General features: G+C 64.2%; 25 protein-coding genes, 1 tRNA gene, 1 other RNA gene and 1 riboswitch. Of the genes, 14 read left to right on the top strand and 13 right to left on the bottom strand.

Annotated elements, in window-relative coordinates; translation table 11 throughout:
- Window positions 1-86 precede the first annotated feature (86 nt).
- The 3 genes from SynBMKMC1_RS00935 to SynBMKMC1_RS00925 are packed head-to-tail and all read left to right on the top strand — an operon-like array spanning window position 87 to window position 6,172.
- Entirely contained in the window at window positions 87-2,522 is a 2,436-nt protein-coding gene (locus SynBMKMC1_RS00935) for a phosphoketolase (RefSeq protein ID WP_186472382.1), read from the top strand.
- Window positions 2,523-2,580: 58 nt separating this feature from the next.
- The gene (locus SynBMKMC1_RS00930; protein ID WP_186472381.1) at window positions 2,581-5,103 is read left to right on the top strand and encodes a glycogen/starch/alpha-glucan phosphorylase; all 2,523 of its coding nucleotides are present in this window, start codon (window positions 2,581-2,583) and stop codon (window positions 5,101-5,103) included.
- Window positions 5,104-5,113: 10 nt separating this feature from the next.
- A complete protein-coding gene (locus SynBMKMC1_RS00925; protein WP_186472380.1) occupies window positions 5,114-6,172 on the top strand; it encodes an acetate/propionate family kinase in 1,059 nt (352 codons plus the stop codon).
- Here the strand turns inward: SynBMKMC1_RS00925 and SynBMKMC1_RS00920 are convergent.
- The 3 genes from SynBMKMC1_RS00920 to SynBMKMC1_RS00910 form a co-directional block, all read right to left on the bottom strand.
- On the bottom strand, window positions 6,155-6,610 hold the full coding sequence (locus tag SynBMKMC1_RS00920) for a hypothetical protein (protein WP_011932136.1): 456 nt from the start codon (window positions 6,608-6,610) through the stop codon (window positions 6,155-6,157). The two genes, SynBMKMC1_RS00925 and SynBMKMC1_RS00920, sit on opposite strands and share 18 nt — an antisense overlap.
- Window positions 6,611-6,647: 37 nt before the next feature.
- Window positions 6,648-6,971: a hypothetical protein gene (locus tag SynBMKMC1_RS00915; protein ID WP_186472379.1), complete on the bottom strand. Its 324-nt coding sequence runs from the start codon at window positions 6,969-6,971 to the stop codon at window positions 6,648-6,650.
- 95 nt (window positions 6,972-7,066) lie between these two features.
- Window positions 7,067-7,140, bottom strand: a tRNA-Arg gene (locus tag SynBMKMC1_RS00910).
- A gap of 22 nt (window positions 7,141-7,162) precedes the next feature.
- Between SynBMKMC1_RS00910 and rnpB the strand changes: the two genes are divergently transcribed.
- The 4 genes from rnpB (at window position 7,163) to SynBMKMC1_RS00890 (ending at window position 9,119) form a co-directional block, all read left to right on the top strand.
- Window positions 7,163-7,560: RNase P RNA component class A (gene rnpB, locus SynBMKMC1_RS00905), an RNA gene on the top strand.
- A 27-nt stretch (window positions 7,561-7,587) separates the two neighbouring features.
- On the top strand, window positions 7,588-8,319 hold the full coding sequence (locus SynBMKMC1_RS00900; RefSeq protein ID WP_186472378.1) for a ribonuclease III family protein: 732 nt from the start codon (window positions 7,588-7,590) through the stop codon (window positions 8,317-8,319).
- Between the two features lie 36 nt (window positions 8,320-8,355).
- Window positions 8,356-8,727 (top strand): nucleotidyltransferase domain-containing protein, encoded by a 372-nt coding sequence (locus SynBMKMC1_RS00895; RefSeq protein WP_186472377.1) that lies wholly within the window; start codon window positions 8,356-8,358, stop codon window positions 8,725-8,727.
- Window positions 8,724-9,119: a HEPN domain-containing protein gene (locus SynBMKMC1_RS00890; protein WP_186472376.1), complete on the top strand. Its 396-nt coding sequence runs from the start codon at window positions 8,724-8,726 to the stop codon at window positions 9,117-9,119. Before SynBMKMC1_RS00895 ends, SynBMKMC1_RS00890 begins: the two co-directional genes overlap by 4 nt.
- A 22-nt stretch (window positions 9,120-9,141) precedes the next feature.
- Here SynBMKMC1_RS00890 and SynBMKMC1_RS00885 read toward each other — a convergent pair whose 3' ends face one another.
- Together SynBMKMC1_RS00885 and SynBMKMC1_RS00880 are read right to left on the bottom strand one after the other, a co-directional pair.
- Window positions 9,142-9,945: an ion transporter gene (locus SynBMKMC1_RS00885; RefSeq protein ID WP_186472375.1), complete on the bottom strand. Its 804-nt coding sequence runs from the start codon at window positions 9,943-9,945 to the stop codon at window positions 9,142-9,144.
- Between the two features lie 5 nt (window positions 9,946-9,950).
- Window positions 9,951-10,133 (bottom strand): NAD(P)H dehydrogenase subunit NdhS, encoded by a 183-nt coding sequence (locus SynBMKMC1_RS00880; protein ID WP_011932132.1) that lies wholly within the window; start codon window positions 10,131-10,133, stop codon window positions 9,951-9,953.
- 68 nt (window positions 10,134-10,201) lie between these two features.
- Here SynBMKMC1_RS00880 and rimM point away from each other — a divergent pair, with 68 nt between their 5' ends.
- Window positions 10,202-10,729 carry a ribosome maturation factor RimM gene (rimM, locus tag SynBMKMC1_RS00875; RefSeq protein ID WP_186472374.1) on the top strand — a complete coding sequence of 176 codons (528 nt, stop codon included), beginning with the start codon at window positions 10,202-10,204 and terminating at the stop codon, window positions 10,727-10,729.
- A 90-nt stretch (window positions 10,730-10,819) separates the two neighbouring features.
- Window positions 10,820-12,286 carry a mannose-1-phosphate guanylyltransferase/mannose-6-phosphate isomerase gene (locus SynBMKMC1_RS00870; protein ID WP_186472373.1) on the top strand — a complete coding sequence of 489 codons (1,467 nt, stop codon included), beginning with the start codon at window positions 10,820-10,822 and terminating at the stop codon, window positions 12,284-12,286.
- Here the strand turns inward: SynBMKMC1_RS00870 and glmS are convergent.
- On the bottom strand, window positions 12,273-14,159 hold the full coding sequence (glmS, locus tag SynBMKMC1_RS00865) for a glutamine--fructose-6-phosphate transaminase (isomerizing) (protein ID WP_186472372.1): 1,887 nt from the start codon (window positions 14,157-14,159) through the stop codon (window positions 12,273-12,275). The genes SynBMKMC1_RS00870 and glmS overlap by 14 nt on opposite strands.
- Window positions 14,160-14,239: 80 nt before the next feature.
- Window positions 14,240-14,485: a photosystem I iron-sulfur center protein PsaC gene (psaC, locus tag SynBMKMC1_RS00860; RefSeq protein WP_006042515.1), complete on the bottom strand. Its 246-nt coding sequence runs from the start codon at window positions 14,483-14,485 to the stop codon at window positions 14,240-14,242.
- Window positions 14,486-14,636: 151 nt separating this feature from the next.
- Between psaC and acpP the strand changes: the two genes are divergently transcribed.
- The 4 genes from acpP to SynBMKMC1_RS00840 all read left to right on the top strand — a co-directional run bounded on the left by acpP (window position 14,637) and on the right by SynBMKMC1_RS00840 (window position 19,230).
- Window positions 14,637-14,879 carry an acyl carrier protein gene (acpP, locus tag SynBMKMC1_RS00855; RefSeq protein ID WP_007099572.1) on the top strand — a complete coding sequence of 81 codons (243 nt, stop codon included), beginning with the start codon at window positions 14,637-14,639 and terminating at the stop codon, window positions 14,877-14,879.
- Between the two features lie 11 nt (window positions 14,880-14,890).
- Window positions 14,891-16,138 (top strand): beta-ketoacyl-ACP synthase II, encoded by a 1,248-nt coding sequence (fabF, locus tag SynBMKMC1_RS00850; protein WP_011932128.1) that lies wholly within the window; start codon window positions 14,891-14,893, stop codon window positions 16,136-16,138.
- A gap of 50 nt (window positions 16,139-16,188) precedes the next feature.
- The gene (gene tkt / locus SynBMKMC1_RS00845; RefSeq protein ID WP_186472371.1) at window positions 16,189-18,198 is read left to right on the top strand and encodes a transketolase; all 2,010 of its coding nucleotides are present in this window, start codon (window positions 16,189-16,191) and stop codon (window positions 18,196-18,198) included.
- 96 nt (window positions 18,199-18,294) lie between these two features.
- Window positions 18,295-19,230 (top strand): UDP-glucuronic acid decarboxylase family protein, encoded by a 936-nt coding sequence (locus tag SynBMKMC1_RS00840; protein ID WP_186472370.1) that lies wholly within the window; start codon window positions 18,295-18,297, stop codon window positions 19,228-19,230.
- 36 nt (window positions 19,231-19,266) lie between these two features.
- Here SynBMKMC1_RS00840 and thiC read toward each other — a convergent pair whose 3' ends face one another.
- The 6 genes from thiC to ruvB all read right to left on the bottom strand — a co-directional run bounded on the left by thiC (window position 19,267) and on the right by ruvB (window position 24,781).
- Window positions 19,267-20,670 carry a phosphomethylpyrimidine synthase ThiC gene (gene thiC, locus SynBMKMC1_RS00835; protein ID WP_186472369.1) on the bottom strand — a complete coding sequence of 468 codons (1,404 nt, stop codon included), beginning with the start codon at window positions 20,668-20,670 and terminating at the stop codon, window positions 19,267-19,269.
- 46 nt (window positions 20,671-20,716) lie between these two features.
- Window positions 20,717-20,828, bottom strand: a riboswitch (TPP riboswitch).
- A gap of 31 nt (window positions 20,829-20,859) precedes the next feature.
- Window positions 20,860-21,486 carry a HEAT repeat domain-containing protein gene (locus SynBMKMC1_RS00830; RefSeq protein ID WP_186472368.1) on the bottom strand — a complete coding sequence of 209 codons (627 nt, stop codon included), beginning with the start codon at window positions 21,484-21,486 and terminating at the stop codon, window positions 20,860-20,862.
- 4 nt (window positions 21,487-21,490) lie between these two features.
- Window positions 21,491-21,721, bottom strand: coding sequence for a DUF3188 domain-containing protein (locus SynBMKMC1_RS00825; protein ID WP_186472367.1), 231 nt, complete (start codon window positions 21,719-21,721; stop codon window positions 21,491-21,493).
- Window positions 21,718-22,890, bottom strand: a complete 1,173-nt coding sequence (locus tag SynBMKMC1_RS00820; protein ID WP_186472366.1) for an amidohydrolase — start codon at window positions 22,888-22,890, stop codon at window positions 21,718-21,720. Before SynBMKMC1_RS00820 ends, SynBMKMC1_RS00825 begins: the two co-directional genes overlap by 4 nt.
- Window positions 22,887-23,687 (bottom strand): tetratricopeptide repeat protein, encoded by an 801-nt coding sequence (locus tag SynBMKMC1_RS00815; RefSeq protein WP_186472365.1) that lies wholly within the window; start codon window positions 23,685-23,687, stop codon window positions 22,887-22,889. The genes SynBMKMC1_RS00820 and SynBMKMC1_RS00815 overlap by 4 nt, the downstream gene beginning before the upstream one ends.
- Window positions 23,684-24,781 carry a Holliday junction branch migration DNA helicase RuvB gene (gene ruvB / locus SynBMKMC1_RS00810; RefSeq protein ID WP_186472364.1) on the bottom strand — a complete coding sequence of 366 codons (1,098 nt, stop codon included), beginning with the start codon at window positions 24,779-24,781 and terminating at the stop codon, window positions 23,684-23,686. Before ruvB ends, SynBMKMC1_RS00815 begins: the two co-directional genes overlap by 4 nt.
- A gap of 64 nt (window positions 24,782-24,845) precedes the next feature.
- Between ruvB and smpB the strand changes: the two genes are divergently transcribed.
- Window positions 24,846-25,343 (top strand): SsrA-binding protein SmpB, encoded by a 498-nt coding sequence (gene smpB, locus SynBMKMC1_RS00805; protein WP_006042526.1) that lies wholly within the window; start codon window positions 24,846-24,848, stop codon window positions 25,341-25,343.
- Window positions 25,344-25,357: the final 14 nt, after the last annotated feature.

The following is a 25,357-nucleotide window of genomic DNA, read 5'->3' as shown; positions in this document are numbered from 1 at the left end:
GCCACGGTGCGGATGTGCGGTTCTTAACGAACGCACCCGTTTGAGCTGGCTACCTTCCGCGTACCCAGTTTTGCTTCGGGCATCGCATGACGGTCACTCCCTTCCTGCATCTCTCAGGCTCTGAACACCTTCAGGCGCCAGCGGATGACGAACTGCGGCGCCTCGATGCCTACTGGAGGGCCGCCAACTATCTGGCGGTGGGAATGATTTATCTGCAAGACAATCCGCTGCTGCGGGAGCCTCTGCAGCCCGAGCACATCAAGAATCGGCTCCTGGGCCACTGGGGCTCCAGCCCAGGCCAGGCCTTCATCTGGACCCACGCCAACCGCCTGATCAACGCCTACGACCTGGACATGATCTACATGTCTGGTCCAGGCCATGGAGCCCCCGGCGCCCGCGGTCCGGTGTACATCGACGGCAGCTACAGCGAGCGCTATCCCGACAAGTCGCTGGACGAAGCCGGCCTGAAGAAGTTCTTCAAGATGTTCTCCTTCCCGGGGCACATCGGCAGCCACTGCACCGCGGAGATGCCCGGCTCGATTCACGAGGGTGGTGAACTCGGCTATGTGCTCTCCCATGCCGCCGGATCCGTCTTCGACAACCCGGAGCTGATCACGATCGCCTGCGTGGGTGACGGCGAGGCGGAGACCGGCCCTCTGGCCACCAGCTGGCACATCAACAAATTCCTCAACCCGATCAAAGACGGCGCCGTGCTGCCGGTGCTGCACCTCAACGGCTACAAGATCGCCAACCCCACCATCCTCAGCCGCATCGACCACGAGGAGCTGGAAAGCCTCTTCCGCGGGCTGGGCTGGACGCCGATCTTCGTGGAAGGCTCCGATCCCATGGAGATGCACCGCAAGATGGCGGTGGCCATGGAGCAGGCCGTGCTCGAGATCCGGGCCATCCAGGAGCAGGCCCGTAACAGCGGTGAGGCTTTCCGCCCCCGTTGGCCGATGATCGTGCTCCGCTCTCCCAAGGGCTGGACCGGCCCGCAGGAACTCGACGGCAAGAAGATCGAGAACTTCTGGCGCTCCCACCAGGTGCCGATCGGCGATGTGAAAACCAATCCCGATCACCTGCAGCTGCTGGAGGACTGGATGAAGAGCTACCGCCCCTGGGAGCTCTTTGATGACAACGGTGCCGTGCGCGAAGAGATCCGGGCGTTATCCCCCAAAGGAGACCGGCGCATGGGCTCCAATCCCCACACCAACGGTGGGGTGTTGCGCAAAGATCTGCGCTTCCCGGAGCTGCGCAACTACGAAGTGCCCGTGGAGATCCCCGGCACGACGGAGAAGGAGAACACCTACCCCCTGGGTGAACTGATCCGCGATCTGATCAGCAACAACCCCGGCGGTTATCGCCTCTTCGGCCCGGACGAAACGGCCTCCAACCGCCTTCAGGCCGTGTACGAAACCACCAAGAAAGCGTGGATGGCGAACTTCCTGCCTGAAGACCTCAACGGCAGCGAGCTGTCCCGCGACGGCGCCGTGGTGGAGATGCTCTCCGAGCACACCCTGGTGGGAATGATGGATGGCTACCTGCTCACCGGCCGCTACGGCTTCTTCCACACCTACGAGGCCTTCGCCCACGTGGTGGCCTCGATGTACAACCAGCACTGCAAATGGCTGGAGCACTGCGAGGAGATTCCCTGGAGAGCGCCGATCGCTCCCTGGAATTGCCTGATCTCTTCCACCGTGTGGCGTCAGGACCACAACGGCTTCACCCACCAGGATCCCGGCTTCATGGATCTGGCCGGCAACAAGAAGGGCAGCATCACCCGCGTGTATCTGCCGGCCGATGCCAACAGCCTGCTGGCCGTGGCCGAAAAGGCGCTCACCGAAACCGATGTGGCCAACATCATCGTGTCGGACAAGCAGAAGCACCTGCAGTACCTCACGCTCGATGAGGCGCGCCGCCATGTGGCCAAAGGCGCCGGCATCTGGGAGTGGGCCTGCAACGACAACTGCGGCATCGATCCGGACGAGCCCGACGTGGTGCTCGCCTCCGCCGGCGACATCCCCACCAAGGAATGCCTGGCGGCGATCGAGATTCTGCGTTCAGAAATCCCCCATCTCAAGGTTCGCTACGTGAACGTGGTGAAGCTGTTCGCCATGGCCAACCCGAAGGACCACCCCCACGGCCTCAGTGACCGGGACTTCGAAAGCCTGTTCACACCCGACAAACCGGTGATCTTCAACTTCCACGGCTATCCCTGGCTGATCCACCGCCTCACCTACAACCGCCCGAACCACAACAACTTCCACGTGCGCGGTTACAAGGAGCAGGGCAACATCAACACCCCGCTCGAACTGGCGATCTGCAACCAGATCGACCGCTTCAACCTGGTGATCGATGTCATCGACCGGGTGGAGTCGCTCGGATCCCGGGCCGCCCACGTGAAGGAGCAGATGAAAGACGAGATCCACAAGCACCGCGCCTACGCCCATGAGCACGGCACCGATGCGCCCGAGATCAACAACTGGCGTTGGAGCCTGGGCCGCAGCTCCTGCAGCGTCTGAACCGCAGCGCTGATCCAGACCTCAATGTTCACGTTCTCAGCCCCTTTGCCCCCTTCCAATGAGTAGTTCCCAGCCCGTCGACCTGCGTCTGCCCACCCCCGGCTGTTATGCCGATCCCGAACGGGCCGGCCTGGATGCCGAGTCCGTCTTCGACGGCATGACCGAGCACCTGTTCTTCACCCTCGGCAAGCTCGCGCCCTCCGCCAGCCGCCATGACCTCTACATGGCCCTGAGCTACGCGGTGCGCGACCGTCTGATGACCCGCTTCCTCGCCAGCAAGGAGGCGATCCGCGCCAGACCGCAACGCACGGTGGCCTACCTCTCCGCCGAATTCCTGATTGGCCCCCAGCTGGCCAACAACCTGCTGAACCTGGGCATCCAGAAGGAAGCGGAAGAAGCGCTCAAGCGCTTCGGCATCGAATCCCTGCAGCAGATCCTGGAGGTGGAAGAAGAGCCCGGGCTGGGCAATGGCGGCCTGGGCCGCCTGGCCGCCTGCTACATGGAGTCGCTGGCCAGCCTGGAGATCCCAGCCACCGGCTACGGCATCCGCTACGAGTTCGGCATCTTCGACCAGCTGATCCGCGATGGCTGGCAGGTGGAAGTCACCGACAAGTGGCTCAAGGGCGGCTGGCCCTGGGAACTGCCCCAGCCCGACCAGGCCTGCTTCGTGGGCTTCGGCGGCCGCACGGAGAGCTACATCGACGACAAGGGCAGCTACCGCTCCCGCTGGATTCCGTCGGAGCACGCCATCGGCGTTCCCCACGACGTGCCCGTGCTGGGCTACCGCGTGAACACCTGCGACCGCCTGCGCCTGTGGCGGGCCGATGCCACCGAAAGCTTCGATTTCTACGCCTTCAACATCGGCGATTACTACGGCGCCGTGGAAGAGAAGGTGGGCAGTGAAACCCTCTCCAAGGTGCTGTATCCCAACGACGGCACCGATGAAGGTCGCCGCCTGCGCCTCAAGCAGCAGCACTTCTTCGTGAGCTGCTCCCTGCAGGACATGCTGCGCAGCCTCGACAGCCGCGGCCTGTCGGTGGAGAACTTCCCCGAGTACTGGACCGTTCAGCTCAACGACACCCACCCCGCCATCGCCGTGGCGGAGCTGATGCGCCTGCTGATCGACGACCGTCACCTGGAGTGGGAGAAGGCCTGGGACATCACCACCCGCTCGGTGGCCTACACCAACCACACCCTGCTGCCGGAAGCCCTTGAGAAGTGGGACCTGAACCTGTTCAGCAGCCTGCTGCCCCGCCACCTGGAGCTGATCTACGAGATCAACCGCCGCTTCCTGCAACAAGTGCGCTTGCGCTACCCAGGCAATGACGCCATCCAGCGCAAGCTCTCGATCATCGATGAAGACGGCTGCAAGGCCGTGCGCATGGCCCACCTGGCCACCATCGGCGCCCACCATGTGAATGGCGTGGCCGCGCTGCACTCCGATCTGGTGCGTGAACAGCTGATGCCGGAGTTCGCCGAACTCTGGCCGGAGAAGTTCACCAACGTGACCAATGGCGTGACCCCGCGCCGCTGGGTGGCTCTCTCCAACCCCGAGCTCTCAACCCTGCTCGATGAGCATGTGGGCCAAGGTTGGATCACCGACATGGAGCAGCTGCGCCGCCTCGAGGAGCGTCAGCATGACCATGGCTTCCTGGAGCACTGGGGCAACACCAAGCTCTCGGTGAAGCGCAAGCTTTCGGGCTACATCCACCGCAACACCGGCGTGCTGGTGGATCCCTCCAGCCTGTTCGACGTGCAGGTGAAGCGCATCCACGAGTACAAGCGCCAGCACCTCAATGCCCTGCAGGTGATCACCCAGTACCTGCGCATCAAGAACGGCCAGGCCGATGGCATGGCCCCGCGCACGGTGATCTTCGGCGGCAAGGCGGCTCCCGGCTACTACATGGCCAAGCTGATCATCCGCTTCATCAACGGCATCGCCGAAACGATCAATGCCGACCCCGACATGGACGGCCGCCTGCGGGTGGTGTTCCTGCCGGATTACAACGTGAAACTCGGCGAACAGGTGTATCCCGCCTCGGATCTGTCCGAGCAGATCTCCACGGCGGGCAAGGAAGCCTCGGGCACCGGCAACATGAAGTTCGCCATGAACGGCGCCCTCACCATCGGCACCCTCGATGGCGCCAATGTGGAGATCCGGGAGCTTGTGGGTGGTGAGAACTTCTTCCTGTTCGGCAAAACGGTGGAGGAGATCGCGGCCCTCAAGCAGGGCGGCTATTGCCCCTGGGAGGTGATCCAATCGCTCCCCGAGCTGGCGGAAGCCATCCGCCTGGTGGAGATCGGTCACTTCAGCAACGGCGACGGCGAGCTGTTCCGCCCGCTGCTCGACAACCTCACCGGCAATGACCCCTTCTTCGTGATGGCCGACTTCGCCGACTACCTGCGGGCGCAGGACGCGGTGAGCCGTGCCTGGACGGACCGCATGCACTGGAACCGCATGAGCCTGCTGAACACGGCCCGCAGCGGCTTCTTCTCCTCCGACCGCTCGATCCGCGACTACTGCCGCGACATCTGGAAGGTGGAGGCGATGCCGGTGGAGATCACCTGCGACGTGCGCTGAGGCCCCACGGATGCAAGACCTGGCGCTGGTCATCAATCTCGGCAGCTCCAGCCTGAAGGCGGCCCTGGTGGACTCCACCGGGGCCTTTCCTTGGCACAGCGGGCGCAGCCTTCAGCCAGAGGAGAGCCTGGATGGAGTGCTGAGCAGCTGGCTGGCGCCCGAACTGGCGCCCTATCGCGAGGGCATCACCCTGGTGGGCCACCGGATGGTGCATGGCGGCGAGCGCTTCACCGCTCCCACCCGCATCGATGCGGCGCTGGAAGCCACCCTGCAGGAGCTGGTGCCCCTGGCTCCGCTGCACAATCCCCCGGCCCTGAAGGGTCTGGCCTGGGCGCGCGGCTGGGCGCCAGATCTGCCCCAATGGGCCTGTTTCGACACCGCCTTCCACAGCACCCTGCCGGCGGCGGCCAGCACCTATGCCTTGCCAGCCGAGCTGCGCCAGCGGGGCTTCCGGCGCTTCGGCTTCCATGGCATCAACCACCAGCATGTGGCTGACACCGTGGCAGCCCAGTGGCAGCAACAGGGCCGGAATGCCAACAAGCTGCGCATGATCAGCGCCCACCTGGGGGCCGGAGCTTCGTTGGCCGCGATCCAGGGCGGACGCTGCATCGACACCACCATGGGCTACACACCATTGGAGGGGCTGGTGATGGCCAGCCGCAGCGGCAACGTGGATCCGGGGCTGCTGCTGGAACTCCTGCGCGACGGCATGGGCGAAGCCGAGCTGGCGGATCTGCTGCAGAAGCAGGCAGGCCTGAAGGGGCTCTCCGGCCTGAGCGGCGACATGCGTGAGATCCGCGAGCAGGCGGCAGCAGGCCACCAGGGAGCGCAGCTGGCGCTGGATGTGTTCCGGCAGCGTTTGCTGCAGCTGATCGGCGCCATGGCCGCCAGCCTGCGGGGCGTGGATGTGCTGGCACTCACCGGAGGAATCGGCGAACACGATCAAGCCCTGCGAGCGGAACTTACAGAGGCCCTGAGCTGGATGCCCAACCTGGAGATGGTGATCGTGCCAGCCGATGAGGAAGGGATGATCGCTCGGCTCTGCCGGCGCTCAGCCGCGGTCGGGTAGATCCGGGGTTTGGTGCAGCAGGCGATTGAGACGCAGCCGATCGGCATTGAGAGGATCGGGGGCCAGCTCGCCGGCCAGTTCACGGAATTTTTGCTCGATGTCCTCAGGCACGCGCACATCAAAGATGCGCTCCATCAAGGCCTCAATCGAGAACAAGTGAGCGTTGATGTTCTCCAGATCGGCCATGGCCTGCTGAAGGGCGTCGGTGGGTTCATCACCGCCACCAACGGGGGTGGCGTGCACCTGGCCGTCGCTGGGGCGAGGGCCGTGCTGCTTCTGGAGATCTTCGAGCACCCGACCTGAGAGGGTGCGGAACGACTGGAGGGCCGCCCAGCTCAACTCCTGCTGCTGACGCAGGGTTGGATTTTCCCGGATCAGTCGATCATGCTCCCGGTAGAAGCGTTGACAGTCCGGGCATTGACAGGGCTCTTCTGGCACCGACGACCCACAGCTCAATCTTCATCATGACACCTGATCAGGCCGCCAGCGGTGGTTCCGAGGAAAATCCACCGTCGTCGCCATCGACAACGCCTGGCAGGGGAATCTCAATGGAGGTGACCACCTGGATCACATCGCGCAAGCGCATGGAGTCGGCAAACCAACCCATGGCCTGTTCCGTATCACCGCGGCGCTCGGCGTCGCTGGCCTGATCCTCATGGGCTTCAGCCAACAGAGCCAGCCAGCAGAGGCAACGGGCTTGAACCACCGACAAATCGAGGTCAGCAGGCTGGGAGTCGGCAATGCGCTCGCTTTCCTGCTGAACAAGAAGCCTCAACCGCAGATCGTGAAGCTGGGTCATGGATCCGGTTTCGTTGCAGCAACGCTAGCGGGAGCGTGCCGTCTGACCACCCCACTAAATGTAGTAGTGACTACCGGCGCCGCTGTTCAATCTCACGGGGCTGGCGGGACTCGAACCCACGACCTACGGTTTAGGAAACCGTCGCTCTATCCGGCTGAGCTACAGCCCCATCAACCCTCATTATGGGGTTTGAAAGCAGGCGAGGTGATCGCGACCAACCCTGGGCTTCGTGCGCAGGCGAGGTTGAGGAAAGTCCGGGCTCCCCGATGGCCAGGCTTGCTGGGTAACGCCCAGTGCGGGTGACCGTGAGGAGAGTGCCACAGAAACACACCGCCGATGGCCCCATGGGAGCAATCCCTTTGGCACAGGCAAGGGTGCAAAGGTGCGGTAAGAGCGCACCAGCAGCATCGAGAGGTGCTGGCTCGGTAAACCCCGGCCGGGAGCAAGGCCCAGGAACGACGGTTGGCCATCTGCCCCGTTCCGCCTTTGTGAGCCGCTCGAGGTCGTCGGCAACGGCGATCCCAGATAGATGATCACCCCCCTTCCGCGGAAGGGAGAACAGAACCCGGCTTATGTCCTGCTTTCACCCCTTTCAAGGCGCAGGAACAGCACTGTGATGCAGGAAGCCAACCGCGATCAACAACTGCGTTTGCTCTGGATCGAACTTGGGAACAATCCTGAGCGGCTGCAACGCGCAGAGTTCGACTGCCTGAATGAAGCCCTCACCCACACCTCCAGCGGTCTGCATCCCCACCACGAGCAGCTGGAGTTTCTCGGTGATGCGGTGTTGCGCCTGGCAGCCAGTGAATTCATCGCAATGGCCTATCCCCAGATGCCGGTGGGGGAGCGCTCCAGCCTGCGGGCCCAGCTGGTGAGTGATCGCTGGCTTGCCCAGCTGGGGGAAGCGATCGCCATCGCCCAGTGGTGGCGCATCGGCCCCAAGGCCAGCGGTGATCCCAGTGCAGCCGCCACGATCCGCGCCGAGCTCAGTGAAGCGCTGATCGGCGCGGTGTACCGGATTGCCGGGCTGCACACGGTGCAGGCCTGGCTGACGCCCCATTGGCAGACCAGCGCCGAAGCGGTGCTCGCCGATCCCTATCGCGGCAACAGCAAATCAGCCCTGCAGGAATGGAGCCAGGGCCAGGGGCTGGGTCTGCCCCAGTACAGCTGCAGCGAAGTGAGCCAGCGCCATGGCGACCCAAAGCGCTTTCAGGCGTCCGTGACCCTGCCCCCCAATTTCATTGCTCATGGCTGGGGTGGATCCCGCCGCGAAGCCGAGCAGAAGGCTGCTAGTGCCTTGATGGCGCAGCTCAATAAGCCGAGCGAGGTGGGTGCCGGAGACAAGTGAACTACTTCAGAATGAGTTGGTTGCAACGGCGCAGGCATGCCTGGCATCACGAGCTTTCAGATGCTTCGACAGCAGCGCCATGCGCGGTGGCTCGGCGACCTCAAAGAACGCATCAATTTTCTACTCGCCAGGCCCACGCAAGCGGAATGCGTCACCCCTGATCAGATTTATTTGTTTGGCTCGAGAGCTCGCGGTGACTGGGATGGCCATTCCGACACCGATCTGCTGGTTGTCGCAGAGAACCAAGCAGATGCAGAGCAATGGGTCGATCAGCTTCTCGACAAGGGGCTTGCCCAAGACGCGATTGCTCTGGACCGCAAGGCCTGGAAAGAACTCCCCAACCACCCCTCCGTGATCTGGCGGAATGCTGTCCGAGATGCATTGCCCCTGCTGGAGGAACGGCCATGAACGCCCGACCTGAAGCTTGGATTCATCAAGCCAGGAATGATCTCGCCCTGGCCCAGCTCGCCCGCGACAACAACTTTCTGGCGCAGGCTTGTTACTTCGCCTCACAAGCCGCAGAGAAATGCCTGAAAGGGGCTCTGCTTGAGCTGGGGATCGAGCCTCCTCACACCCACGTGCTGAATGATCTCGTCAACCGGCTCAAGCAGGTTGGTCTGGGTACCCAAGCGCTTGAGGCTCTGCCACTACGAAGACTCAGCCGTATGGCGATTCAATCGCGTTATCCGCTGGATTCCACTCCGCCATTCGATCTATTTGACCCCAGTGATGCCGATCAAGCCCTCAGCACCGCTGAACAAGTGGTCGCAATCGTGGAAGAGCTAGATCAACCGGCGTGACAAGGGCAGTTCAACGCAATCGCTAAGGCAACGGCGCTCCGCAGCGATCGCAATGGGAGGCCTGGCGGCGGTGATCGGCATGGCTGCAGTTGGTGCAGACGCGCTGGTCGTGGCGCACCTGCTGCATTGTTTCCACGGTGACGATGCCGGTGGGGATAGCGATGATCCCGAAACCCAGCAGCATCACCACCGCCGCCAACACCTGTCCGAGCACGGTTTGAGGCACAAAGTCGCCGTAGCCCACGGTGGTCATGGTCACGATCGCCCAGTACACCCCCTGGCCCACCGTCTGGAACTGGGTGTTGGGATGGCCGCTTTCGATCACCACCATCAGGTAGCCGAGCACCACCTGGGTGAGCACCACAAAAAACAGAAACACGCCGATGCGACGGGCACTGGCCTTGAGCGCCCGGCCCAGCAGCTGGGCCTCATCCATGAACCGCAGCAGCTTGAACACCCGCAGCACCCGGCCGAACTTAAAAATCCAGAGGATCAGGCCGCTGTTGATCTGGGGCACAAAGAAAAACAGCACCGCCGAAAGGTCGATCAGCCCAAAGAAACTGCGGGCATACACCAGCGGCTTCGGCGACACCCACAGGTGCAGCAGGTAATCGGCCATAAACACCAGCAGGCAGCACCGCTCAAGCTCATCCACCCAGCCAGGGATTTCACCCGGTGCTGCCACCCGCATTGGATGGGGTTCCACCAGCAAGCCGGCGACGCTGAGCAGGATCGTCCCGAAGATCACCAGGTTGTAGATCCGGCCCGCACGGGTGTCGGAGTCGAGCACAACCCGGCGTAGCCGCCGGCGCAGGGCGAGCTCCATGGCGATTAGTCGGCGCTGAGGTCGCGCAGGCGCAGGGTGACGAGCTTGTCCCAGTTGCCGCCTTCAAACAGCACAGCCGCCCGGTCGCCACTGATGCGCTGCACAAAGCCGGTGTAGCCGTTGTAAATCGAACGCTGATCCACCACCGTCACCGTGGCGCCGGGAAGGATCGGAGCAGCGGATGCCATAGCAAGGGAACGATCAGGCACTCAGTATTGCGCGCAAGGATGATGACGTGTCGACTGCTTCTGCTCCCATGACTGCTGACGACTGGCTGCCGGTGGGCAAGGTGGTGGCCGTTCAGGGGCTGAAAGGCGAGCTGCGCGTGAACCCGGCGAGCGACTTCCCGGAGCGGTTCACCGAGCCCGGCAGCCGCTGGCTCAAAGCGCGCGGCCAGGCACCGCGAGAAATTGAATTAACCAGCGGCCGACAGCTGCCCGGCAAGAGCGTGTTTGTGGTGCGCTTTGCCGGAGTGGAGAGCCGCGACACGGCCGAAGCCTTGGTGGGCCAAACCTTGATGGTGCCCGCCGACGACCGCCCCGAGCTGGCGGAGGGAGAATTCCACCTGCTGGATCTGGTGGGTCTGGAAGCCCGGTTGAGCGCCGATGGGGACGCCATCGGCACCGTGAAAGATCTGATCAGCGGCGGCAACGACCTGCTGGTGCTCGAACGCCCCGACGGCCGCACCCTGATGATCCCCTTCGTGGAGGCGATCGTGCCCGACGTGCACCTGGAGCAGGGCTGGTTGCGTCTCACCCCCCCGCCGGGCCTGCTCAATCTCTGAGTCCGCGCCGGTGACCACCCCGGTGACCGCACAGGTGACAGCAACAGAGCACCTGCGCGACAATCGGCGCCACTTCGTCACGCGCCACCAGTGACCACCCCCCTGATTCCGGTGATCCTCTGCGGCGGCACCGGCACGCGCCTGTGGCCCCTCTCCCGCGCCAGCTATCCCAAGCAGTACTGGCCGCTGGGGGGCAGCGGCGATGAAACCCTGCTGCAGCAGACCCAGCAGCGCCTGGATGGGCTTGAAGGCCTGGCGCCCCCTCTGTTGATCTGCAACGACAACCACCGCTTCATCGTGGCCGAGCAGATGCGCCAGATCGGTGTGGAGCCCGGCGCCATCCTGCTGGAGCCCATGGGCCGCAACACCGCCCCGGCTGTGGCGGTGGCCGCTCTGCAGGCCACCGCCCGCGGTGAGGATCCGCTGCTGCTGGTGCTGGCCGCCGACCATGTGATCCGCGATGGCGAGCACTTCCGCGCGGCCATCGCTGCCGGACGCAGCGCCGCCGAGGCGGGGCGCCTGGTGACCTTCGGCATCGTGCCCACCGCAGCGGAAACGGGCTACGGCTACATCGAAGCCGCCGAACCGCTGCAGCCTGGGGCCCTCACCCCCGTGCCGATCGCCCGCTTTGTGGAGAAGCCCGACCGCGCCACGGCTGAGCAGTTCCTTGCCAGTGGCCGCTTCACCTGGAACAGCGGCATGTTCCTGTTCAAAGCCAGCGCCATGCTGGCCGAACTGGAGCGTCTGGCACCGGAGGTGGTGAGCTGCTGCCGTGCCGCCCTCGAACAGGACGTGGCCGATCTGGATTTCCTGCGTTTGGAGCGGGAAGCCTTCGCCAAGTGCCCGAGTGTGGCCATCGACGTGGCTGTGATGGAACAAACCGAGCTGGGCAGCGTGCTTCCCTTGGCCGCCGGCTGGAGTGATGTGGGCAGCTGGAGTGCCCTCTGGGACACCGCCGATCGCGATGACGACGGCAACGTGCTGCGCGGCCGCGTGATCAGCGAGGGCAGCCGCAACTGCTACCTGCGCAGCGAACACCGCCTGGTGGTGGGCCTGGGCGTGGAGAACCTGGTGGTGGTGGAAACCGACGATGCCGTGCTGATTGCCGATCGCAGCCAGGCCCAGAACGTGAAGACGATCGTGAAGCAACTGGAGGCCGACGGCAGCCCGGAAGGCAAGGCCCATCGCAAGATCTACCGGCCCTGGGGCCACTACACCGGTGTGGTGGAAGACAGCCGCTGGCAGGTGAAGCGCATCTCCGTGAAACCCGGGGCCAGCCTCTCGCTGCAGATGCACCACCACCGCGCCGAACATTGGATCGTGGTGAAGGGCACAGCCCTGGTGGAACGCGATGGCACCGAGCAGCTGATCGGCGAAAACCAGAGCACCTACATCCCCCTCGGCTGCCGGCACCGGCTCACCAACCCTGGCCGCATCCCAGTGGAACTGATCGAAGTGCAGAGCGGCGCCTACCTCGGCGAAGACGACATCGTGCGCTTCGACGATGTGTACGGCCGCAGCGATGCGGCCGCCCGGGACGCCCTCACTCCACAGTGACGCTCTTGGCCAGGTTGCGGGGCTGATCAACATCCAGGCCCCGATGGGCCGCGATGTGGTAGCTCAGCAGCTGCATCGGCACCACGGTGAGCAAGGGGCTGATCCACTCGCTCACCGCCGGCACGGGCAGCAGCTCATCAAACAGATCCGTGTCCGGTCCTTCGGGGGCCACCCCGATCAGCTGGGCATCGCGAGCCTTGGCTTCCTGGGCATTGCTGAGCACTTTCTCGAACACCACCCCGGGCACAGCGATCGACACCACCGGCACCCGGGCGTCGAGCAACGCGATCGGCCCATGCTTCATCTCGCCGGCCGGATAGCCCTCGGCGTGGATGTAGCTGATCTCCTTGAGCTTGAGCGCCCCTTCCAGGGCGATCGGGTAGTTGATGCCGCGCCCCAGGAAAATCACATCCTGGGTGTCGGCAAACCGGTGCGCCATCGCTTCTGAGCGCTGATCGTGCTGCTCCACCAAGGCACTGAGCTGCTCGGGCAGGCCGCGGAGTTCGCTGATCAAGCCGGCAATCTCTGCCTCACTGCGGCTGTTGCGGCGGGAGGCAAAGGCCAGGGCCAAGGCATAAAAGGCGAGCAACTGGCCCAGGAAGGTCTTGGTGGCCGCCACGCCCACCTCGATGCCGGCACCGATGTCGAGGATGTGGGGCACCTGCCGGGCCAGGGAACTCTCCGGACGGTTGGTCACCCCCAGCTGCCGGGGGGCAAAGGCGGGATCACCATGGCCCTGGCGGCGCTCCACATCCATGGCCAGAGCGGCGAGCGTGTCGGCCGTTTCACCCGACTGGGTGACACCGATGGTGAGGGTGTTGGGCGCCAGCGGCGGCGGTGCATAACGGAATTCACTGGCGTAATCCACGCTGGTGGGCACACCAGCGAACTGCTCCAGCAGGTAGGCCCCCACCAGAGCGGCATGGCGACTGGTGCCGCAGGCCAGGATCTGAATGCGTTCGATGCCGCTGTAAAAGGCGTCGTCGAAGGGCAAAGCCACCGGTTGCTGCGCCGGTAACCCCTTCGGCAGATGGCGCTCCACCCAGAGCCGGGCTGTCTCGGGCTGCTCGTGGATCTCCTTGAGCATGAAGTGGCGGTAATGCCGCTTGTCGGCCACATGCTCCTGGCCGCTGAGCAGGGAGGGGCTGCGCTGTTGCCGCGCCCCGCTGGCGTCGTAGAGCTCGATCCCCAAGGGACCGAGCAGGGCCACCTCCCCATCCTCCATGGGCAGAATCGTGCGCGTGAAACCGGCCAGAGCGGGCGTATCGCTGGCGCAGAGAAACTCCCCCTCGCCCAAACCGATCAGCAGGGGAGCCGCCTTGCGGGCCACCACCAGCGCTCCGGGCACCTCCGCCCAGAGCACCGCCAGGGCATAGGCCCCCTGCAGGCGGGGCAGCACCGCTTGCACGGCTTCCAGCAGCAGCGCGCCATCGGCAGCGCGGCCAGAGGCCTGCAAGCGTGCCAATTCAGCAGCCACCAGGTGGGGGATCACCTCGGTGTCGGTGTCCGAGAGGAAGGTCACACCGTTGGCGCTGAGCTCTTCGCGCAGCGCCCGGTGGTTTTCGATGATGCCGTTCTGCACCACGGCCACGGCACCGCTGCCATCGCGGTGGGGATGGGCGTTGTGCTCCTCAGGCTTGCCATGGGTGGCCCAGCGGGTGTGGCCGATGCCCACCAAGCCCGGGGCACCGTCGCGCTCCACCCGGGCCGACAGGTTCACCAGTTTGCCCTTGGCGCGGATGCAATGCAGCTGCCCCGACTCCACCGTGGCCACGCCGGCGGAGTCATAGCCGCGATATTCCAGTTGGCGAAGACCCTCGAGCAGCAGGGGTGCCGCATCCCGGAACCCGATCACCGCAACGATTCCGCACATACAAAAAAGCCCGGCACTGCCGGGCTGAGCTTATGGGTTGTGGAGCAAAAAACTGTGACGCGCACCAAGCGTTGAAACGATCAGTACGACAGGCCCATGCTGCGGCTGGTTTCATCACCGAGGTACACGCGGATGCTGAGGAAATCGGTAGGGCAGGCGGTTTCGCAGCGCTTGCAGCCCACACAATCCTCGGTGCGGGGAGAGGACGCGATCTGACCGGCCTTGCAGCCATCCCAGGGCACCATCTCGAGCACATCGAGAGGGCAGGCACGCACGCACTGGGTGCAGCCGATGCAGGTGTCGTAGATCTTGACGGCGTGGGACATGAGCCCGTCTCGGTGCGATTGACTTGGCGTCAACGTACCCGCCACAACCGCCTCTGAGATCGTGCTCGCGCTTCGCCGTCACTGTTGTTAACGCCCGTGACTGGTGCGGCCGGCGTCAGCCCGTAAGATGCGGCGTCCCGTCTTCACGGCCATGTCTCAGGAAGCAATCCTCGAAAAAGTCCGTTCGATCGTGGCGGAGCAGCTCAGCGTCGACGCCGGTGAAGTCAAGCCGGAGTCCAATTTTCAGAACGATCTGGGCGCCGACTCTCTCGACACCGTCGAGCTGGTGATGGCCCTCGAAGAAGCATTCGACATCGAAATTCCCGACGAAGCCGCCGAAGGCATCACCACCGTCGGTGACGCCGTTAAGTACATCGAAGACAAGCAGGCCTGAGGTTCCGCAGCATGGTGGAGGGTCTCCAACGCGTCGTGGTCACCGGCCTTGGCGCGGTGACACCGATCGGCAACAGCGTTGCCGACTACTGGGACGGGCTCACGTCCGGCCGCAACGGCGTCGCAGGCATCACCCTGTTCGACGCGTCTGCACACGCTTGCCGCTTTGCCGCGGAAGTGAAGGCATTCGATCCCACGGGGTTCATTGAGCCCAAAGACGCCAAGCGCTGGGATCGCTTCAGCAAATTCGGTGTGGTGGCAGCCCAACAGGCCCTGGCTGATTCCGGCCTGGAGATCACTCCAGATAACGCTGAGCGCATCGGCATCATCATCGGGTCGGGCGTGGGAGGTTTGCTCACGATGGAAACCCAGGCCCACGTGCTCGACGGCAAAGGGCCCGGCCGCGTGAGCCCCTTCACCGTGCCGATGATGATTCCGAACATGGCCACGGGTCTGGCGGCGATCGCCGTGGGTGCCAAGGGTCCAAGCTCGGCGGTGGCCACCGCCTGTGCCGCGGGATCCAATGCCATCGGTGATGCGTTCCGCCTGCTCCAGCTGGGCAAGGCCGACGCCATGCTCTGCGGCGGGGCGGAATCGGCGATCACCCCCCTGGGGGTGGCTGGATTCGCCAGTGCCAAAGCGCTGTCGTTCCGCAACGATGACCCGGCCACGGCCAGCCGCCCCTTCGACCGCGATCGGGACGGCTTCGTGATCGGCGAAGGGGCCGGCATGCTGGTGCTCGAAACCCTCAGCCACGCCGAAGCTCGCGGCGCCACCATCCTTGCCGAGGTAGTCGGCTACGGCACCACCTGCGATGCCCATCACATCACCTCGCCCACACCGGGGGGTGTGGGTGGCGCAGCCGCCATGCGCCTCGCCCTGGACGACGGTGGTGTGTCAGCGGCGAGTGTGGATTACGTGAATGCCCACGGCACCAGCACCCCCGCCAACGACAGCAACGAAACCGCTGCTATTAAGAGCGCTCTCGGTGATCGTGCCCTGCAGATCCCGGTGAGCTCCACCAAGTCGATGACCGGCCATCTGCTGGGTGGCTCCGGCGGGATTGAAGCCGTGGCCTGCGTGCTGGCACTGCAGCACAACGTGGTTCCTCCCACGATCAACCACGCCAATCCCGATCCCGACTGTGATCTGGATGTCGTTCCCAACACAGCTCGAGACCACAAACTGGAGACGGTGCTTTCCAACTCCTTTGGCTTCGGCGGTCATAACGTCTGCCTGGCTTTCCGCTCGATGGGGTGAGCGGCGACACCGCACCCCTGCTTCAAACTATTCGCAACGCACTTTTCACCATGGTCGCAGCGCCCGCCTCTCTCGACACGCTCTGCATCAACAGCATTCGCTTCCTCGCTGTTGACGCCGTCAACAAATCCAAGAGCGGCCACCCTGGCCTGCCCATGGGTTGCGCCCCGATGGGTTACACCCTCTGGGACAAGTTCCTGCGTCACAACCCCAAGAACCCGAAGTGGTTCAACCGCGACCGCTTTGTGCTCTCCGCCGGGCACGGCTGCATGCTGCTGTACGCGCTGCTGCATCTCACCGGCTACGACTCAGTGACGATCGACGACATCAAGCAGTTCCGCCAGTGGGGATCCAAGACGCCCGGCCACCCCGAAACCTTTGAAACCCCTGGTGTTGAAGTGACCACCGGCCCCCTGGGCGCCGGCATCTCCAACGCCGTGGGTCTGGCGATCGCTGAATCCCACCTGGCCGCCAAGTTCAACAAGGCTGACGCCGAGATCGTGGATCACTACACCTACGTGGTGATGGGTGATGGCTGCAACCAGGAGGGCATCGCTTCGGAAGCTTGCTCCCTGGCGGGCCACCTGAAGCTGGGCAAGCTGATCGCCCTCTACGACGACAACCACATCACCATCGACGGCCGCACGGATGTGTCCTTCACCGAGGACGTGCTCAAGCGTTACGAGGCCTACGGCTGGCACGTGCAGCACGTGGCCGACGGCAACACCGACGTGGACGCCATCGCCAAGGCGATCGAGGCCGCCAAGGCCGTGACCGACAAGCCCTCGATCATCAAGGTGACCACCACCATCGGCTACGGCTCCCCCAACAAGGGCGACACCGCCGGTGTGCACGGAGCACCCCTGGGCGAGGAAGAGGCTGAGCTCACCCGCAAGCAGCTGGGCTGGGAGTACGGCCCCTTCGAGGTGCCCCAGGAGGCCTACGACCAATACCGCCAGGCGATCGAGCGTGGCGCCAGCCTCGAAGCCGAGTGGAACCAATCCCTGGCCACCTACCGCACCAAGTACCCCAGCGAAGCCGCTGAATTCGAGCGCATGCTGCGCGGTGAACTGCCCGAAGGTTGGGACAAGGATCTACCCACCGCTGGCCCTGAAGAGAAGGGACTGGCCACCCGCAAGCACTCCCAGATCTGCCTGGGCGCCCTCGGCCCCAACCTGCCCGAGCTGATCGGTGGTTCTGCCGACCTCACCCACTCCAACTACACCGACATCAAGGGCGAAACCGGTTCCTACCAGCCGGAAACCCCTGAGAAGCGCTATCTGCACTTCGGTGTGCGCGAGCACGCCATGGCAGCCATCCTCAACGGCATCGCCTATCACGACAGCGGCCTGATCCCCTACGGCGGCACCTTCCTAGTGTTCGCCGACTACATGCGCGGCTCCATGCGCCTGTCGGCCCTGAGTGAACTGGGTGTGATCTACGTGCTCACCCACGACTCCATCGGCGTCGGCGAAGACGGTCCCACCCACCAGCCGATCGAGACCATTCCCTCCCTGCGCGCCATGCCCGGGATGCTGGTGTTCCGTCCTGGCGATGCCAACGAAACCAGTGGTGCCTACAAGCTGGCGATTCAAAACCGCAAGCGCCCCAGCGCCCTTTGCCTCAGCCGTCAGGGCATGGCCAACCAGGCCAATTCCTCGATCGACAAGGTGGCTCTGGGCGGCTACGTGCTCGAAGACTGCGAAGGCACCCCCGATCTGATCCTGATCGGCACCGGCACCGAGCTCGACCTCTGCGTGCAGGCCGCCAAGCAGCTCAGCGCCGAAGGCAAGAAGGTTCGCGTGGTCTCCATGCCCTGCGTGGAACTGTTCGATGAGCAAAGCGACGCCTACAAGGAAGAGGTGCTCCCCAACGCTGTGCGCAAGCGCATGGTGGTGGAAGCTGCTGAATCTTTCGGCTGGCACCGTTTCATCGGCCTCGACGGAGACAGCGTGACCATGAACCGCTTCGGTGCATCCGCCCCCGGTGGAACCTGCCTCAAGGAGTTCGGTTTCACCGTTGAGAACGTTGTGGCCAAGGCCAAGGCGTTGCTTGGCTGATTCAGCAAACCGCTGAAATCAGCAGAAGGGGCGGGAGAACGGATCTCCCGCCTTTTTTATTGAGCACCCATCGCTCACCTGCGCGATCATGACCCCATGCGCAATCTGATCACCGGCGGTGCCGGCTTCCTTGGTTCACACCTGGTCGACCGCCTCATGCAGGCCGGCGAGGAGGTGATCTGTCTTGACAATTATTTCACCGGAAGAAAAAGCAATATTGCCCAATGGATCGGGCACCCTGATTTTGAGCTGATCCGTCACGACGTCACCGAACCGATCAAGCTTGAGGTAGACCGGATCTGGCACCTGGCCTGCCCAGCATCACCGATTCACTATCAGTTCAATCCGATTAAAACCGCCAAGACCAGTTTTCTCGGCACTTACAACATGCTGGGCCTGGCCAGACGCGTCGGAGCGAGGCTCTTGCTCGCCAGCACCAGCGAAGTGTATGGCGATCCCGAGGTGCATCCTCAACGCGAAAGCTACCGGGGCTCCGTCAATCCCATTGGAATTCGCAGCTGTTACGACGAAGGCAAGCGCATTGCCGAGACGCTCTGTTTTGACTACAAACGCATACACAACACCGAAGTGCGGGTGATGCGCATCTTCAATACCTATGGCCCACGCATGCTTCCCGATGATGGTCGCGTCGTGAGCAACTTCATCGTTCAAGCTCTCAAAGGCGAACCACTCACACTCTTTGGTGACGGATCGCAGACCCGTTCCTTCTGCTATGTCGATGATCTCATCGAAGGAATGATCCGCCTGATGAACAGCAGCCACACCGGGCCGATGAACATCGGCAATCCAGACGAATTCACCATTGAAGAGCTCGCCAGGATCGTTCGCGATCGCATCAATCCAGAACTCGCAATTGTGAGAAAGCCTCTACCGGAAGACGACCCTCTGCAGCGTCAACCTGTAATCGATCTGGCCAGGAAGACGCTTCAGTGGGAACCAACGGTTTCTCTTTCCGAAGGGCTGGAGCAGACCATCGCCGACTTCCAAGCGCGAATCAAAGGAGACATCTAAAACGATGTGTCTCCTTTGAACCATTAAGCAGACCAATCAATCTGCTTTGTCCATCTTCACCCCAGCCAGATCAGCGGCTCCGCTTTTGGCCTCCAGGGCCTTCTCAAGCCCCTCAATGTCTTCATCGGTGATCTTGGTCTGCATCGGGCAGTGCTTCGGTCCACACATCGAGCAAAACTCAGCCTGCTTGTAGATATCTGCTGGCAGGGTTTCGTCGTGATACTCCTTGGCGCGCTCGGGATCGAGTGACAGCTCGAATTGCTTGTTCCAATCGAAGTTGTAACGGGCACGGCTGAGTTCATCGTCGCGGTCACGGGCACCGGGACGATGGCGGGCGATATCGGCCGCATGGGCCGCGATCTTGTAGGCGATCAGGCCTTCGCGCACGTCTTCTGCATTGGGCAGACCGAGGTGCTCCTTGGGAGTCACGTAGCAGAGCATCGCCGTGCCGTGCCAACCGGCCATCGCCGCACCGATGGCTGAGGTGATGTGGTCGTAACCGGGGGCGATATCGGTGACCAGGGGACCCAGCACGTAGAAGGGCGCCTCGCTGCACTCCTCCATCTGCTTTTTCACGTTGAATTCGATCTGATCCAAGGGCACGTGGCCCGGACCCTCCACCATCACCTGCACGTCGTGGGCCCAGGCCCGGCGGGTCAGTTCACCCAAGGTCTTGAGCTCAGCCAGCTGGGCCGCATCCGAGGCATCGTGCTGGCAGCCAGGGCGCAGAGAATCACCGAGGGAGAAGGTGCAGTCGTAGCGCTTGAAAATTTCGCAGATGTCGTCAAAGCGCGTGAACAGGGGGTTCTGGCGGTGGTGATACAGCATCCACTGGGCCAGGATGCCGCCGCCTCGGCTCACGATGCCGGTGAGACGCCCCTTCACCTTGGGCAGGTGCTCAATCAGCAAACCGGCGTGGATGGTCTGGTAATCAACGCCCTGCTGACAATGCTTCTCGATGATGTGCAGGAAATCGTCCTCATCGAGCTTCTCGATCGAGCCGTGCACGCTCTCGAGGGCCTGATACACGGGCACCGTGCCGATCGGCACCGGTGAGGCGTCGATGATCGCCGTGCGCACCTCATCGAGGTTCACACCACCGGTGGAGAGGTCCATCACCGTGTCGGCGCCGTACTTCACCGCCAGCTTCAGCTTGTTCACCTCTTCGGCCGCATCGGAGGCGTTGGGGGAGGCCCCGATATTGGCGTTCACCTTGCATTTGCTGGCGATCCCAATCGCCATCGGCTCCAAACCGGTGTGGTTGATGTTGGCCGGGATGATCATGCGGCCCCGGGCCACCTCCTCCATCACCAGCGATTCGGGCAGATTCTCACGCTTGGCCACGTAGGCCATCTCTTCCGTCACCACACCCTGGCGGGCGAAGTGCATCTGAGACACGTTGGCCTGTCCGCGGCGGGACTCAACCCAGGAAGCGCGCATGATTCGTTCAGCGAGAGAACTGCCAGGAGCCGGCCAATAAACCGCAGATCACGCGCATTCACTTCCCTGGCGCCGGCATGATCCGGATCAGGTTCGGAGGGTGTGATCTCAGCCCAGGCCGCTTAAGAAAACGACCGAGGGCACCCCTAGTGGTGCTCAAAAGGTAGCAAGCGCTTGGCAGAGCGGGGGTCACCCCCCCTGCAGACCATTCAATGCCGCTGCCACCACCCGGTGGTCCTGGTCTTGTTGCAAGGGCTGGAGCAAGGCGCGGGCCCGCTCACCGATGGGACCACCCTGCGACTCGCGCACGATCCGCCCGAGAATTTCTGCCCCGCTCACCCGCACCGTGCCATCGCCATCGGCAATGGCGATCTCAGCCAGTTCCAACAGCCAGGCCAGGTTGATCTGCGCTTGCTCCGCCAGGCCGGAGAGGATGCTGCAGCGCACCAGCCAGGCGTCGTCGGCTGCAAACGCTGTACGCAGCAACGGCCAGGACCGCTCCACGCCGTAGCTCACCAGGGCATTGGCGGCCTCGGCTCTCACGTTGGCGTCCTCATCGCTGCCGAGCAGCGTCTCCAGCACCGCCCAGCCCTGCTCAGTGCGTTTGTAGCCCAAACCACTGCAACTGAGGGAGCGCACCAGAAACGCCTGCTGCTGGGTTCCCAGCACCAGCAGGGGCACCGCCTCCTCATCGCTGCAGAAGCGCAGCTGGGTGAGGGCGGGCATCGCCCGGGTGGGATCCCCGGAGCCAATCGCCTCCCTGAGCACATCGAGATCAGGCGCGTCCCCTGGAGGGGTCTGGGGGCTGGATGCCATCGGGTCAGGACTCCTCGAAACGATTGCGACGCAAGGCCAGCAACAGCCGATGACGCCGCCGTCGCCGGCCCACAACGGCATGGACCATCAGGCCTGCACCCACAAGGATGGCAGGGAGAGACTGCAACCTGTCGGCACCCTCCCGTTGCAACAGGGCCACCACACCCAGCAGCACCAGCAGAGGAGCGGCCAGGGACAGCAGCACATGCAGGCGGGTGCGGGGTGGCCGGTTCATGCCGGAGGCTCCCAGGCCAGAAGCGCCGCCGTCAGCACCCGAATGCCCACGGCCAAACAGGCCTCATCCGGAAGAAAGTGGCCGTTGTGCAGCGGTGCGCAGCCCTCAGGCCCAGCCACCCCCAAACGGAACATCGTGCCGGGCACACCCTTGAGCAGCTCAGCAAAATCCTCAGCCCCCAGGGAGGGCTGCTCCAGCCGCATCACCTGGGTCGCCCCCAGCTGCTCAATGGCGCAGCGCTCCAGCAGAGCCGTGAGCGCCGCATCGTTGTGCACCGGAGGGGAGATGCAGCGGTAGTGCACCCGGGCTGTGGCACCGAAGCCCGCGCACAGGGCCTGCACGGTGTCTTCGATCCAGGCGGGCAAACGGTCGTGTACATCCGTGCAGAGACAGCGCACCGTGCCGAGCAGACGCACCCGATCAGCGATCACATTGAAGGCCTTCCCCCCTTCGATACGCCCGAAACTCACCACCACCGGATGCAGGGCATCGAGCCGGCGGCTGATCGCTTCCTGCAAGCCGGTCACCACCCGCGACGCGATCCAGATCGCATCCACCGATTGATGTGGACGGGCGCCATGCCCCCCCTCCCCGATGACTTCGATCTCCAATTCACCCGCCGCGGCCGTCAGGCTGCCGCTGCGCACACCAATGCTCCCCGCCGGCAAAGACGGAAACACGTGCACACCGAACAAGCCGTTGAGTCCGTCGGTGGCACCGGCATCACGCATCCAGCGTGCACCTTGGGCCAGCTCTTCGGCGGGCTGGAACAGCAGGCGCAGGCCCACGGGCCGCTCGGGCTCAGCGGCCAGCAGCCGAGCGACGCCCAGACCGATGGTGCTGTGCAGGTCGTGGCCACAGGCGTGCATCACCCCCTGGCGCAAGGAGGCGTACGGCAGGCCCGTGCGCTCCTCCACCGGCAGGGCGTCCATGTCCACCCGCAACCCCAGCTTGGGCCCCTGCTCCGGCCCGAGATCCGCCACCACACCGGTGCGACCCACACCCTCACGAACCCGCCAGCCAGCCTCCCGCAAGGCACCGGCCAACAAAGCGGCGGTGTGATGTTCCTCGCCGCTGAGCTCAGGGTGGGCATGCAGATGGCGGCGGAACGCGATCAACTCCGGCAGCATCGCCTCGAGGCGCTCAGTCCAGGGCTGGGCAGTGGTCATGACACCTCCAGGGCAAGAAAACGCTCGAGATCAGCAATCGGTGTGGGCGGCCAGCGCCGCACCTGGGCCAGCCAGGCCGAATCGCGGTAACTGGGATCCAATCCGGCCGCTGCCGCCCAATGGCTTTCGGCTTCACCGCGGGAGCCCTGCCGCCAAAGCAAAGCGCTGAGGGCGGCGCGGGCATCAGCAAACAGGGGGTAGCGGCGGATCAGATTGCGCAGCTGACGCTCAGCTTCGGCAAGCTCCTCGAGCTGATACAAGGCCAAGGCATCACTGGAGCGGGCCATGGCAAACCCCGGGCGGGCATCGGCAGCCTGGCGATACAAACGCTGGGCTTCGGCCCAGTCGCCCTCAGACCCCCGCACATTGCCCAGGTTGTAGAGCGCCGAAGCGTCGACGGGATCGCGCTGAAGGATCCAGTCGTAATCCGCCGCGGCCTCAGGCCAACGCTGCAAGGCTTCCTCAGCGGTGCCCCGATTGAGATGGGGATCGGCATCGTCCGGTGCCAGGTCGATCGAACGGGTCTGATCGGCGATCGCCCCCTCGGGGTCCCCCAACATCAAGCGGATGTTGCCGCGGTTGCTCCAGGCGGCGGCATCGCGAGGTGCCAGCTCCAGCACCTGATCCCAGAGGGGCAGCGCTGCCTGCGGGTCGCCCTGGCGGCTCAGGCTCAAGGCCCGCTCAAACAGGCGCGGCAGGTCGTTCGCCTGCGGGTCGCCTGCTGCCATCACCGGCCCGGGCAGAACCAGCAGGGTGAGCAGCACCAGCAAAGTCATGAAGTGGCGTAATCCCGTCATGCCGCCTGCTCCTGTGGGTCCGGCCAACCGAGATGACCCCGCCCCGCGGCGGTCACCACCCGGCCTCGGGGGGTGCGCTGCAGAAACCCGAGCTGCAGCAGGTAGGGCTCCACCACCGACTCCAGGGTGGCCGGATCCTCACCCAGGGCAGCCGCCAGGGTGTCGAGGCCGGCAGGACCACCGCCATGGGACTGCAGCAACAGCTCCATCAGGCGACGATCACTGGCATCCAGGCCCCGGCCATCGACGCGATGCAGCGTGAGGGCTTCATCCACGAGGGCCTGATCAATGCGACCCGCGCAGGCCCGCACGCAGGCCACGTCGCGCACCCGGCGCAGCAGGCGGTTGGCGATGCGGGGGGTGCCCCGGCAGCGGCGGGCAATCTCCGTGCAGGCCGCCGCACTGAGGTCGAGATCAAGGAGACCGGCGGCCCGTTCCACGATGGCCTGCAGATCCTCCAGGCCGTAAAACTCGAGCCGTTGAATCAGCCCGAAGCGATCGCGCAACGGCGAGCTCAAGGCACCGGCCCGGGTGGTGGCTCCCACCAGCGTGAAGGGCGGCAGGTCGAGGGCGCGGGTGCGCGCCGTGCTGCCCTTGCCCACGGTGAGATCCAGGCGGCGGTCTTCCATGGCCGGGTAGAGCAGCTCTTCGGCCACCCGGCTGAGCCTGTGGATCTCATCGATGAACAACAGATCCTTGGGCTGCAGGGTCACCAGCAACCCCACGATGTCGCGGGGGCGCTCCAGGGCCGGTGCACTGGTGATCCGGCAGGTCACCCCCAGCTCTTCGGCGAGCACCATGGCCATGGTGGTTTTGCCCAGGCCGGGCGGGCCGTAGAGCAGCACGTGATCGAGGGCCTCGCCGCGGCCGACGGCCGCCTGCACGGCAATGCCCAGCACCTGCTTCAGCTCGCGCTGACCGATGTAATCCGCCAGCCGCTTGGGCCGCAGGCTGTCCTCCTTGGCCCCAACCCGGCCGGAATCGAGATCATCTTCGGCCTGCCGGGCCCCATCCACCACGCGATTGGGGACGCGATCCGGACCGCGATCTGGCCGAGGACGCTGGGATGCGGCGTTGGAGGAAACGATCGCCATGATGGAAGGGTACCGACCCCTGGATAGGGTCGGGGAATCAAGCGGCTGAGAGGCCTGAAGGGGGATGGCCAAAGGAGGAGGCAAGAAGAGTGCCGCTGCGGCGCGCGCCGCAGCCAACCGGCTGCTGGCGGATAACCGCCTGGCCCGGCATCAGTACGACATCCTCGAAACCCTGGAAACCGGCATCGAGCTGGTGGGCACCGAGGTGAAATCGATCCGGGCCGGACAGGCCAACCTGCGCGACGGGTTTTGCCTGATCCGCAACGGAGAGCTGCAGCTGCACAACGTGCACATCTCCCCCCACACCCATGCCAGCGGCTACTTCAACCACGACCCGCTGCGGGTGCGGCGCCTGCTGGCGCACCGGCGCGAGATCGACAAACTGCGCGGCCAACTCGACCAGAAAGGACTGACGCTGATCCCCCTGAACCTGCATCTGCAGGGCTCCTGGATCAAACTCACCCTGGGGCTGGGCAAGGGGCGCAAACTCCACGACAAGCGCGCCGCAGAAAAAGACAAACAGATCAAGAAAGAAACCCGTGCAGCACTGTCGCGTTACTGATTCGTCACGAGAAC

The organism is Synechococcus sp. BMK-MC-1, assembly GCF_014279955.1.
Classification (GTDB): domain Bacteria; phylum Cyanobacteriota; class Cyanobacteriia; order PCC-6307; family Cyanobiaceae; genus Synechococcus_C.
This window is presented reverse-complemented; position numbering and strand designations above follow the sequence as displayed.

Excerpts from the sequence above, each read along its gene's own strand:
- SynBMKMC1_RS00925 (WP_186472380.1), top strand. The coding sequence starts at position 5,114 with ATGCAAGACCTGGCGCTGGTCATCAATCTCGGCAGCTCCAGCCTGAAG.
- SynBMKMC1_RS00930 (WP_186472381.1), top strand. The coding sequence starts at position 2,581 with ATGAGTAGTTCCCAGCCCGTCGACCTGCGTCTGCCCACCCCCGGCTGT.
- glmS (WP_186472372.1), bottom strand. The coding sequence starts at position 14,159 with ATGTGCGGAATCGTTGCGGTGATCGGGTTCCGGGATGCGGCACCCCTG.
- SynBMKMC1_RS00840 (WP_186472370.1), top strand. The coding sequence starts at position 18,295 with ATGCGCAATCTGATCACCGGCGGTGCCGGCTTCCTTGGTTCACACCTG.
- SynBMKMC1_RS00815 (WP_186472365.1), bottom strand. The coding sequence starts at position 23,687 with ATGACGGGATTACGCCACTTCATGACTTTGCTGGTGCTGCTCACCCTG.
- ruvB (WP_186472364.1), bottom strand. The coding sequence starts at position 24,781 with ATGGCGATCGTTTCCTCCAACGCCGCATCCCAGCGTCCTCGGCCAGAT.
- rimM (WP_186472374.1), top strand. The coding sequence starts at position 10,202 with ATGACTGCTGACGACTGGCTGCCGGTGGGCAAGGTGGTGGCCGTTCAG.
- thiC (WP_186472369.1), bottom strand. The coding sequence starts at position 20,670 with ATGCGCGCTTCCTGGGTTGAGTCCCGCCGCGGACAGGCCAACGTGTCT.
- fabF (WP_011932128.1), top strand. The coding sequence starts at position 14,891 with ATGGTGGAGGGTCTCCAACGCGTCGTGGTCACCGGCCTTGGCGCGGTG.
- SynBMKMC1_RS00900 (WP_186472378.1), top strand. The coding sequence starts at position 7,588 with ATGCAGGAAGCCAACCGCGATCAACAACTGCGTTTGCTCTGGATCGAA.
- SynBMKMC1_RS00825 (WP_186472367.1), bottom strand. The coding sequence starts at position 21,721 with ATGAACCGGCCACCCCGCACCCGCCTGCATGTGCTGCTGTCCCTGGCC.
- SynBMKMC1_RS00820 (WP_186472366.1), bottom strand. The coding sequence starts at position 22,890 with ATGACCACTGCCCAGCCCTGGACTGAGCGCCTCGAGGCGATGCTGCCG.
- SynBMKMC1_RS00935 (WP_186472382.1), top strand. The coding sequence starts at position 87 with ATGACGGTCACTCCCTTCCTGCATCTCTCAGGCTCTGAACACCTTCAG.
- smpB (WP_006042526.1), top strand. The coding sequence starts at position 24,846 with ATGGCCAAAGGAGGAGGCAAGAAGAGTGCCGCTGCGGCGCGCGCCGCA.
- SynBMKMC1_RS00830 (WP_186472368.1), bottom strand. The coding sequence starts at position 21,486 with ATGGCATCCAGCCCCCAGACCCCTCCAGGGGACGCGCCTGATCTCGAT.
- psaC (WP_006042515.1), bottom strand. The coding sequence starts at position 14,485 with ATGTCCCACGCCGTCAAGATCTACGACACCTGCATCGGCTGCACCCAG.
- tkt (WP_186472371.1), top strand. The coding sequence starts at position 16,189 with ATGGTCGCAGCGCCCGCCTCTCTCGACACGCTCTGCATCAACAGCATT.
- SynBMKMC1_RS00890 (WP_186472376.1), top strand. The coding sequence starts at position 8,724 with ATGAACGCCCGACCTGAAGCTTGGATTCATCAAGCCAGGAATGATCTC.
- SynBMKMC1_RS00895 (WP_186472377.1), top strand. The coding sequence starts at position 8,356 with ATGCCTGGCATCACGAGCTTTCAGATGCTTCGACAGCAGCGCCATGCG.
- acpP (WP_007099572.1), top strand. The coding sequence starts at position 14,637 with ATGTCTCAGGAAGCAATCCTCGAAAAAGTCCGTTCGATCGTGGCGGAG.
- SynBMKMC1_RS00880 (WP_011932132.1), bottom strand. The coding sequence starts at position 10,133 with ATGGCATCCGCTGCTCCGATCCTTCCCGGCGCCACGGTGACGGTGGTG.
- SynBMKMC1_RS00885 (WP_186472375.1), bottom strand. The coding sequence starts at position 9,945 with ATGGAGCTCGCCCTGCGCCGGCGGCTACGCCGGGTTGTGCTCGACTCC.
- SynBMKMC1_RS00915 (WP_186472379.1), bottom strand. The coding sequence starts at position 6,971 with ATGACCCAGCTTCACGATCTGCGGTTGAGGCTTCTTGTTCAGCAGGAA.